The sequence below is a fragment of the Vibrio sp. 10N.222.46.A1 genome (genome assembly GCF_041473595.1).
GTDB classification, from domain to species: Bacteria; Pseudomonadota; Gammaproteobacteria; order Enterobacterales; family Vibrionaceae; genus Vibrio; species Vibrio tasmaniensis_A.
In genome coordinates, this window is sequence record NZ_JBFRSN010000833.1 from 1 (window position 1) to 2785 (window position 2785).

Genomic DNA, 2785 nt, shown 5'->3' on the forward strand with positions numbered 1-2785 from the left:
GTAGAAGCTGTGACTTGGTTTGTAAACCGCGAGCGTCGTTTTGGATGCACCGGTGAGCAAATTAAAGCTCTGATGGACAGTTAATAAGGATTTTTTTGGTTTGAAACAACGAATTATTACGGCGTTGATTTTAGCTCCCCTAGTTATTCTAGGTATTTTCGAGTTATCACTTCCCACGTTTATTCTTTCACTAGCAGTAATCTCGCTATTGGGTCTTTGGGAGTGGACTCAGTTTGTTGAAAGCAAATCACGTTATTTAGCGTTGATTCCAACAGTTGTGGTAAGTGCTGCAAGTTTTGCTTTTATACCTTTTGATGCATTTAGCCTTAATAACTTATCGGGTGCTCACTACGCCATTCTAACGATTGGTTCAATTTGGTGGGTAATCGCGAGTGGTATGGCAGTGACTTATCCTAAGTCTATGCCAGCATGGAAAGACTCATCCATTCTTCGTCACGCATTTGGCGTGCTGACTTTGCTACCATTCTTCTGGAGTGTGGTTATCCTGCGTGCTAACGGTATTGATGTTGATCCTTACCACGGCGCAAAATTGGTGATGTTCGTTTGCTTGCTTGTTTGGGCTGCGGACAGTGGTGCTTACTTTTCAGGAAAGAGCTTTGGCAAGCGCAAAATGGCCCCTGCGGTGAGTCCTAATAAAACGATTGAAGGTCTTATTGGTGGCATCATTACAGCAGTGATCGTGGCCTGGATCTTTGCTGACTTGTTTGATATCCAATTCACAAGCCCTCTCCACATGATTGTTATTACTCTTGTGACCGTCGTTATTTCTGTTCTTGGTGATCTTGTTGAAAGCATGTTTAAACGTGTTTCTGGGGTGAAAGACAGCAGTAATCTGATTCCTGGTCATGGTGGTATACTTGATAGAATAGATAGCTTAACGGCTGCGTTCCCTGTCTTTGCTCTGCTTTATTTAGCATTCTAATAAAAAAGGGCAGTGATTCTGCCCTTTATTACATTTCTACGGTCATATGTGATGCGAAATCTAACTATCCTTGGCGCTACCGGCTCAATTGGTGCAAGTACACTAAAAGTCGTTGAACAAAACCCAGAACTCTATTCGGTTGTAGCAATGGCTGCAGGCTCGAATGTTGAAAAGATGCTGGCGTTAGTTGAAAAGTGGCAACCAAGCTATGTTGCTATGGCTTGCCCTGATGCAGCATCTAAGCTGACTGAAGTGTTGTCTACAAATCACCCAAACATCAAAGTTCTTTCTGGTTCTGAAGGCATGTGTCAGGTCGCTTCTCTAGATGAAGTGGACACGGTAATGGCTGCTATTGTGGGTGCGGCAGGTTTGCTTCCTACGATGTCTGCGGTTAAGGCTGGTAAGCGCATCTTGCTGGCTAACAAAGAAGCGTTGGTGATGTCTGGCCAGTTGTTTATCGACGCCGTAGAGAAGTACGGCGCTGAACTGCTTCCTGTCGACAGCGAGCATAATGCTATCTTTCAGTGTTTACCTCAGAATGTGCAAACCAAACTAGGCCGTTGTGACCTTGAAGAAAATGGTATCAACCATATTCTTTTGACTGGTTCGGGTGGCCCTTTTCGCTATACGGATGTTGCAGAGTTAGATTCGGTCACACCTGAGAGAGCGATTGCACACCCTAACTGGTCAATGGGCCCTAAGATCTCTGTTGATTCAGCTACGATGATGAATAAAGGCTTAGAGTACATTGAGGCGAAATGGCTATTTAATGCCTCTCAAGAGCAACTCAAAGTTATTATTCACCCTCAGTCTGTGATTCATTCTATGGTTCAGTACAAAGATGGCTCAGTATTGGCTCAAATGGGTGAACCTGATATGGCGACGCCAATTGCTTTGACCATGTCTTATCCTGATCGTACTGAAGCGGGTGTTAAGCCTCTGGATTTCACCAAAGTGGGCGAGCTTACCTTCTTAGAGCCCGATTTAACTCGTTACCCATGTTTGAGATTAGCCATTGAGGCGTGCTATTTGGGGCAGCATGCAACAACAGCAATTAATGCGGCAAACGAAATTGCAGTCGATGCTTTCTTGAACAATCAAGTGAAGTTTACCGATATTGCTATCATTAACGAGCATGTTATGAACAAAGTATGTGAACAACATAACTCTGAAGGCTTAGATAGCTTGGAAAGCCTTCTCGAGCTCGATAATATGTCTCGTCAAATAGCCATTCAATTTATAAAAGAGCAGCTAGCATGAGTGGAATTCTGTGGAACTTCGCATCCTTTATTGTAGCGCTTGGTATTCTGGTCGCTGTTCATGAATTTGGACACTTCTGGGTTGCTCGTCGCTGCGGTGTGAAAGTAGAAAAATTCTCGATTGGTTTTGGTAAATCGATCTGGAGTAAAGTTGGCCGCGATGGAACGGAATATAGCTTGTCAGTCATTCCATTGGGTGGCTACGTTAAGATGCTTGATGGTCGTGTTGATGACCTTTCTGAAGACGAACAGCAATACGCTTTTGATAAGAAACCGTTGTGGAAACGAACAGCGATTGTGGGTGCAGGTCCAGCATTCAACTTTATCTTTGCCGTGTTCGCATATTGGCTGGTATTTTTGATTGGCGTGCCTGCGGTTAAACCGGTGATCGGTGAGGTCACCCCGCAATCTATTGTTGCACGAGCCGGAATTGAAACTGGAATGGAACTTAAATCTATTTCAGGAATCAAAACCGCAGATTGGGAATCAGTAAACTTGGGTTTGATATCACATATTGGTGATGAGTCCATGACTGTAACGGTTTCTTCTCAAGACGACATCGGCTTTGAACAACAGATAACAT

Annotated in this window: 3 protein-coding genes and 1 pseudogene; all 4 read left to right on the plus strand. The window is 43.9% G+C overall.

The features are described 5' to 3' along the window. A pseudogene (locus AB4496_RS20685) lies at positions 1-84 on the plus strand (isoprenyl transferase); the annotation flags it as partial. A gap of 16 nt (positions 85-100) precedes the next feature. Next, on the plus strand, positions 101-943 hold the full coding sequence (locus AB4496_RS20690) for a phosphatidate cytidylyltransferase (RefSeq protein ID WP_009847414.1): 843 nt from the start codon (positions 101-103) through the stop codon (positions 941-943). 51 nt (positions 944-994) lie between these two features. Further along, complete coding sequence (gene ispC, locus AB4496_RS20695; RefSeq protein ID WP_009847413.1) at positions 995-2203, plus strand: 1-deoxy-D-xylulose-5-phosphate reductoisomerase; 1209 nt, start codon at positions 995-997, stop codon at positions 2201-2203. Further along, positions 2200-2785 (plus strand): RIP metalloprotease RseP (rseP, locus tag AB4496_RS20700; protein WP_372131830.1); only part of this gene is annotated, 586 nt, incomplete at its 3' end. The genes ispC and rseP, both read left to right, overlap by 4 nt.